Annotated in this window: 7 protein-coding genes; 5 read left to right on the forward strand and 2 right to left on the reverse strand. The window is 36.3% G+C overall.

Annotated features, from left to right (window positions below):
• The first annotated feature begins 521 nt into the window (after window positions 1-521).
• From LV92_RS21440 to LV92_RS21455, 4 genes are all read left to right on the forward strand, one after another.
• The gene (locus LV92_RS21440) at window positions 522-998 is read left to right on the forward strand and encodes a cupin domain-containing protein (protein ID WP_111625639.1); all 477 of its coding nucleotides are present in this window, start codon (window positions 522-524) and stop codon (window positions 996-998) included.
• A 248-nt stretch (window positions 999-1246) separates the two neighbouring features.
• A complete protein-coding gene (locus LV92_RS21445) occupies window positions 1247-1666 on the forward strand; it encodes a nuclear transport factor 2 family protein (RefSeq protein ID WP_170126373.1) in 420 nt (139 codons plus the stop codon).
• A gap of 198 nt (window positions 1667-1864) precedes the next feature.
• Window positions 1865-2212 carry a cupin domain-containing protein gene (locus tag LV92_RS21450; protein WP_111625641.1) on the forward strand — a complete coding sequence of 116 codons (348 nt, stop codon included), beginning with the start codon at window positions 1865-1867 and terminating at the stop codon, window positions 2210-2212.
• 153 nt (window positions 2213-2365) lie between these two features.
• On the forward strand, window positions 2366-3340 hold the full coding sequence (locus LV92_RS21455; RefSeq protein ID WP_245946455.1) for an acyl-CoA thioester hydrolase/BAAT C-terminal domain-containing protein: 975 nt from the start codon (window positions 2366-2368) through the stop codon (window positions 3338-3340).
• Window positions 3341-3970: 630 nt separating this feature from the next.
• Here LV92_RS21455 and LV92_RS21460 read toward each other — a convergent pair.
• On the reverse strand, window positions 3971-4567 hold the full coding sequence (locus LV92_RS21460; RefSeq protein ID WP_111625643.1) for an NAD(P)H-dependent oxidoreductase: 597 nt from the start codon (window positions 4565-4567) through the stop codon (window positions 3971-3973).
• A 91-nt stretch (window positions 4568-4658) separates the two neighbouring features.
• Here LV92_RS21460 and LV92_RS21465 point away from each other — a divergent pair, with 91 nt between their 5' ends.
• Window positions 4659-5561, forward strand: a complete 903-nt coding sequence (locus LV92_RS21465; protein ID WP_111625644.1) for a LysR family transcriptional regulator — start codon at window positions 4659-4661, stop codon at window positions 5559-5561.
• Window positions 5562-5919: 358 nt separating this feature from the next.
• Here LV92_RS21465 and LV92_RS21470 read toward each other — a convergent pair whose 3' ends face one another.
• Complete coding sequence (locus tag LV92_RS21470; protein WP_085501051.1) at window positions 5920-6975, reverse strand: IS110 family RNA-guided transposase; 1056 nt, start codon at window positions 6973-6975, stop codon at window positions 5920-5922.
• Between the last annotated feature and the right edge of the window lie 69 nt (window positions 6976-7044).

Raw genomic sequence — 7044 nt, forward strand, 5'->3', positions numbered from 1 at the left:
ACACAAAGACGTTGCATTAGTTCATATCATTTTTATTTTATTTTAAAGGAATTCATATGTTCGCTGCGCTCGGAACTCCTACGTCGACCCTAAGTGCTACATCTCGTTTGCCAACGCCCCAACTCGCCCACTACTATCGTAGATGTCGCCCGCACAAAGGGAAATGCAACATCATCCCAGCGCTATGTCAGATCACAAAAAACCGAAGGATAAGAGTACTTTTTCTTCGAACGACGCTTAGCGGAAGAAATCAACGCAACATATCAAGTCACTATATGTAATCTATTCATGCCATGTCCATTGTATTAAGTATTCATGTGTTCGCTGCGCTCGGAAGGACCGCCACATTTTATTCCCAATTCCGTCGAAAACCAAAAAAGGTTTTCACTATATTTCCATAAAATATCGCACCAACGCTACAACTCGCCCACTGCTCTCGCAGATGCCGTACATAGCGCTGTGTTGTACGCAAGCATTGAACTACGAACTACCACTGGTAATAATTCATTTAAAACTATAAAATGAGAAATTCAATTTTCACCTTATTTATTTTAGCCCCTTTCTATTTATTTGCCCAAAGTTCTGATTATCCGATATCGTCCTATCTTACTGTAGGTGCAAAGGCTCCAAATACACATTACATAGGTGAAGCTTGGCTAAATGCAATAATTCACGATGATGCCGACTTGGGTTATAACATTACAAAAGCAACATTTAGAGCCAATTCCACCTTGGATTGGCATAAACATGGTTCTGTACAGGTTTTAGTAATTGTAGATGGCCAAGCCTATTATCAAGAGAGAGGAAAAGAGCCTATAATTCTGAAAGAAGGTGACGTAATTAAATGTGAGAAAGATATCGAGCATTGGCATTCCTCTACCAAAGATAACGATGTTACATATTTAGCTTTTTATGGCGGTGAACAGCCCACAATTTGGACAGAAGTACTAAAACAAGAATATTATGACAAGATAGCTGAGAAGCTGAAAAGCAATTAATAATTATCAATGATAATCACACAGAAGGCTCGATTTAAAGTAAGCCAGCGTACAACAAAGGCTATAAGTAATTGCTTGTTCTCGACTACTTCTGAAAATCAACCCAAGCCCAAAAGCGTGGCAGGATGGATTTTCTATTTGGTTCGTATTTGCTAAATTAGGTGCTTAAACAATGTAACCAATCTTATACATCAACGTTGTGTGCAATAAGCCAAAACGAATAAACAAACCCACCAAAAATGAATCATATGAAACAATTGTCAATTTCACTTCTGACCCAGATTCTGCTATTTAGTTCTTGTCAAGAAGAAAAAACTGATAATCCTGAACAATTAAAGTCCGTTTTAATTGGATATTTTAACGGAATTGAAACAATGGATTTTAAAAAAATGCGAGATTTGACAACTGACGACTTTTTTATATATGAAGATGGAGTAGTTTTTAACAATGACAGTATTTTCAAAATGATGAAGAGTTTTCCAAAATATACAGCTGAATATAAATTTGAAAATCTGAGAATTAACGTGGATAACAATTCTGGTAATATCAATTATTTTAATCACGCAAACTTTGTTTTTAATGACACAACTAAAGTTAAATTTGACTGGTTAGAAAGTGCTACTTTTAAAAAGATTGACGGAAAATGGACTTTTTACATTCAACAGTAAGAAAGTAAAAAAATACTGCAAACAACACCGTGTCCTTTGTAAAGCACTAGTACTCGTTTACTTACGAAAATCCACCCACGCCCAAAAGCGTGGCGGGACGGATTTTCTATTCGGTTTGTATTTGCTAAATTAGTTGCTTAAACACGCCACTAATCATTCACAAACACGTTGTGTGTAATTTGGAGAAACTATTGAAAAATGAAAAAATCTAAAGAAAATAGTGAACATTATTATTGGGGAAACAATTGTAGCGGATGGCATTTAGTGCAATCTGAAAGTTTAAGCGTGATTGAAGAATTAATGCCTCCAAAAACACAGGAAAAAAAACACTATCATAATAATTCTCAACAGTTTTTTAGAATTTTAAACGGAAAAGCAACTTTTGAAATTGAAAACGAAATAATAGAAGTGGAAAGCGGAAACGGAATTCATATACCACCGAAGGTAAAACACCGAATACGAAATGACCAATCTGAAAACCTGGAATTTATCGTTATTTCAGAACCAACAACTCGTGGAGATAGATTTAACGAATTAGATGAATAAAAAAACGCCACACAACAATGTATAACCGCAATTACGGCGGATTCGACTTCGTCCGAATCCGCCGTAATTGCTAGAGTCTGTGCCAAACCGAAAATAAACGCATATCAACCCGTAACTGACGGTTATACGAGACCGTTATCAACAACCAGATAAATGATGAAAAAGAACAGAAAATATATTATTTGGATTGGAATAATAGCAATTCTATTTGTAGGTTATTTTATTGTAGACAGTTTTCTGTTCAATGGAGTTAAGCCGAAGATTATAAATGATAATGGGTTTCAGGCAAATTACTTTGTAAAAAAAGATACAGAGAAAAAAGCATCAATAGTTCTAATAGGTGGTGGACAATGGGGAGATTACTGGGGGCAACAATTTGCTAATAGAGGATTTAGTGGTCTATCATTACCATATACCCGAAGGGCTGGTTTACCAAAATTACCAGAAGAAATTAATTTAGAATATTTTGAAAAAGCTTTAGCATGGTTGAAAAAACAGCCAGAAGTTGACCCAAATAAAATAATTGTGATGGGAGCATCAAGAAATGCTGAATTGTCATTGGTAATTGCTTCTATATTCCCCAATCTCGTTGGCGGTGTCATAGCTTTTGCACCCAGTTCGGTTTCCTGGTCAAATACTGTTCTGCCATATAACTCAAATGACCTAAAACCCAGTTGGAAATATCAAGGAATTGACATTCCATATATTCCAATGGATAAAATATCCGGAAACGAATCAAATAAAATTGAGACTTTAGAATATTGGAAAAGTGGTTTGGCAAAAATTGAATTTCTCACTCATGGGACAATTAAAGCAGAAAAAATAAATGGTCCTATTCTACTTTTTTCTGGAAAGGATGATAGGGTTTGGCCATCATCAGTAATGGCAGATATGATTGAACAGAGAATAAAAGAGAACAACTTTAAATACTCCTTTCAAAACATAAAATATGAAGAAGCCGGACACTTAATTTCAAGTAATCCAGAATCAAACTCAGATCCAAGAACTGGGATAATTAATATTGATGGAAAAGACTATGAATTTGAATATGGCGGAACTAATGAAGGAGATTATAAAGCAAAAAAAGATACAAAAAGAAGGCTGCTGTATTTTATAGAAAAATTGTAATTACGAGAAAAGGCAGTTGCAAACAATGTATAAAAATAATAGCCGATATAGTAGTAAATTCATGGCTTGTTGTCCGTTTCAATTATCTTGTAACTTAACAGGAAAGTGGCACGCATTCGGCTACTATTCTTATACTCACCGATGATGTTGCATTAGTTCATATCATTTTTATTTTATTTTAAAGGAATTCATATGTTCGCTGCGCTCGGAACTCCTACGTCGAGCCTATGTGCTACATCTCGTGTGCCAACGCCCCAACTCGCCGACTGCTGTCGCAGATGTCGCCCGCACAAAGGGAAATGCAACATCATCGCAGCGCTATGTCAGATCACATAAAATCGTAGGATAAGGGTACTTTTTCTAAGAACGACGCTTAACGGAAGAAACCAACGCAACATATCAAGTCACTATATGTAATCTATTCATGCCATGTCCATTGTATTAAGTATTCATGTGTTCGCTGCGCTCGGAAGGACCGCCACATTTTATTCCCAATACCGTCGAAAACCAAAAAAGGTTTTCACTATATTTCCATAAAATAACGCACCAACGCTACAACTCGCCCACTGCTCTCGCAGATGTCGTACATAGCGCTGCGTTGTAATGCATTTTCGAAACGAAACCAGATAATTACAAATTAATCATTAAATCATTTAAAAAAACACTGTAATTATTCAACTCAAAAGGAACATCTGCATTTTTTTCCATATCGTGAAAATGATGTGTTGCTAATAATTCCATTCCTGTAAAAGCATTCATTCTGTGAAACCCAAACATAGCACCTTCATCTACACTTTTTTGATTAAAAAATTCATTTTCTAAAGTAAATGCGGTTTTAGGTGCATTCCAACTTGTAGTAAGTATATATTTTTTTCCGTGCATTAAACCACCAGTCCCGTAATTGATGTTTGGATTTTTTCTACTTCTTCCATCACTTGCATAAATTCCATTTTGATGACCTTCCGTAAAAACTTCATCTATATATTTTTTAAATCCAAAAGGTATTTGAAACCACCAAATTGGAGTATGATAAATCACTAAATCTGCCCACTTAAATTTTTCAACTTCTTCTTTTACGTTATAATTTTCACCTACTTGAGTAAATTTCACTTCAAATTCTTCAAGCTTATCAAAAAATGAAATCGTATTAGTGAAAAGTGTTTCGTTAAATCTTCCTCCAGAATGTGCAAATGGATGACCTCCATTAATTATAAAAATATTTTTCATTTGTCTCTTATTTATTGAGGCAAAACTAATGCAATATTTATTATTGTAAAAATAATACAAATCATACCTTTGTATCAATATTTTAATAGCTATGGTAAATTTAGAATGGTACAGAACATTTAAAGAAATATTTGAAAACGGAACTTTAACCAAAGCTTCTATTGCTTTATATGCTTCCCAACCGGGAGTTAGTGTACATTTAAATGCTTTAGAAGCTTATGTTGGCAAAAAACTATTTGAACGTACTTCGAGAAAAATGATTCCAACAGAAGATGGTAAATTTTTATATGAGTATATTAATGAATCTTTAAAAAAACTTGAAATAGCAGAACAGCATTTTAAAAAAACAACTCAAGAAAAAAACCCATCTCTGAACATTGGAATGTGTTCAGAAATGTTTCAACTTATTATTGAACCCGAAATTCCAAAACTAGACTTTGACCTAGTAGCTAGATTTGGAGCACATACAGATTTAATAAAAGACCTAAACAATGGAATTTTAGATTTAGTAATAACACCTAAAAAACAGAATGAAAAAAAATCATTAGTTGAGTACATTCCGTTTTCAAAAGAAAGAATCGTTTTAATAGCAGGAAATAAAACGAATATTACCAAAATACAAAAACACATTAAATCAAAAAATCTAAGTAAGTTAGAAGACGAACTACTTCAAAATGTTTGGTATAGTTCATCAAACGAAATGGAACATTTTAGACGGTTTTGGTTTGAGAATTTTAATAAGAAACCCACTTTCAAACCAAATTATATATTACCAAATATTACTTCTATTATAAGATGTTTAAACAATGGAAACGGACTTGCATTAGTTCCAGATTTTTTATGTCAAGAACAAATTTTAAGAAACCAAATAAATTTAGTTTGGGAAGGAAAAGTAAAAACGGAAAACACCTTATATTTTGCGTCAAGAACAGATTTGAAATACAAAAAAGAATTAAATATAATTAAGAATATATTTACATCAAAAATGAAATAAACGCAGTACAACACCGTGTCCTATGAAAAGCACTAGTCCAGTTCCTTAAAGTTAATATTTTATTTTTTATCAGTCCATATTGGTGATTTTGGGGTGTTGAATTGTTGGCAACCCTTGTCAGCTTTTTACTTGGTTGTCAATACTTCAACACCATATATAACTTGCTCCGCATCCTATATGTGATCGATCCTAGATTATGAACGTCACCGGCATCTGTATGATTATAAGTTATAATAAGCCCGGCCACTTGCTATAAAAATGTGATCCCAATTCCTTGGGCCACCCACGTTGTTTTGTGGTACTGGCTTTGAATACTTCGTTGTGAGCTTTGTTATCTGGTTGCTGTTTATCCTTTAGGTTATTCCAATACCCCTATCACATAAGGGGTCTCCGTCTTTATTACCGCCAGTGTCCTGCTCAGCAGTTTCCTGGCCACCTTTATGATAATGCTCTTTACGTTCTTGCCATGGTGCTTGCGGTAATAGGCCTGCATAACAGGATCCGCCCGTATCGCCTGCCAGGCAGCCTCCACAAAGTAGGACCGGATCAAACGGTGCGCCCTTGGCGTTATCCCCAGTGTCCTATAATTACTTCCGCTCTGGTGCACCCCTGGGGCCAGGCCTACATAGCCCGCCAGATGCTTTACGCTGTTGAACCTCCTCAGGTCCCCCAATTCACAAAGAATGCCGCATGCCACTATCCCTCCGATTCCGGGAATACTCCGCAGCAGCATATAATCCTTCTTGTAGTGGACTTTGCAATACCTCCTGAGTTGGGTAGAAACATCGCGCAGTTCCTGATCCACGAAACGAAAAAAACGCATCCTGCTCTCCAAGGTCGCCTTCGCCGTGGGATATCCAAAGACCAAATCGTCCAACCACTTCCGATACTTGTGGCTCCAATGGTCGTTGTCGAACTCCTCGGGTTCCTTGATACCAAAATAGAGCAACTGCATCTTGATGTAGCTCTTGATCCGCCTATAGTCCTTTACGAGATCGTTGCGCCTACGGAAAAGGCTCCTGAGCTGTTCCCGTTCCTTCCCTGGTACGTGGATGCTGTCCAGACGACCGTCCTTAAGTTCCCTACTCAGCAATTGAGCATCGATCATATCGGTCTTTGCATGGAGTTCCCGTCCCTTTCTGTGTACGTCGGCAGGGTTCACCACCATTGAACGCCAACCATAACCCTCAAAGCAACGATGGGCATGGTAACCACAGCAACCGGCCTCATAGACAACATTGACCTCATGTCCTGCAAAATGTTTGTCTACATACTTTCGTAAAAGTTCCGGATCGGGAGCCATGCTAAAGGATTTGCCTGAAAAAAGGTCCGTGGAACAATGAATCTTCCAGCTTCGTTTGTGTATATCGATACCAATGAATAACTTAGGTGTGGCAGTAATTTGAGTGTTCATATCTTTAAGGTTTTAGCTATAATTTAAAGATACTCGACTTACTGCTTTTTCATCGATGCTATAATTAAT

Origin of the sequence: Arenibacter echinorum (assembly GCF_003259375.1) — a bacterium.
GTDB classification, from domain to species: Bacteria; Bacteroidota; Bacteroidia; order Flavobacteriales; family Flavobacteriaceae; genus Arenibacter; species Arenibacter echinorum.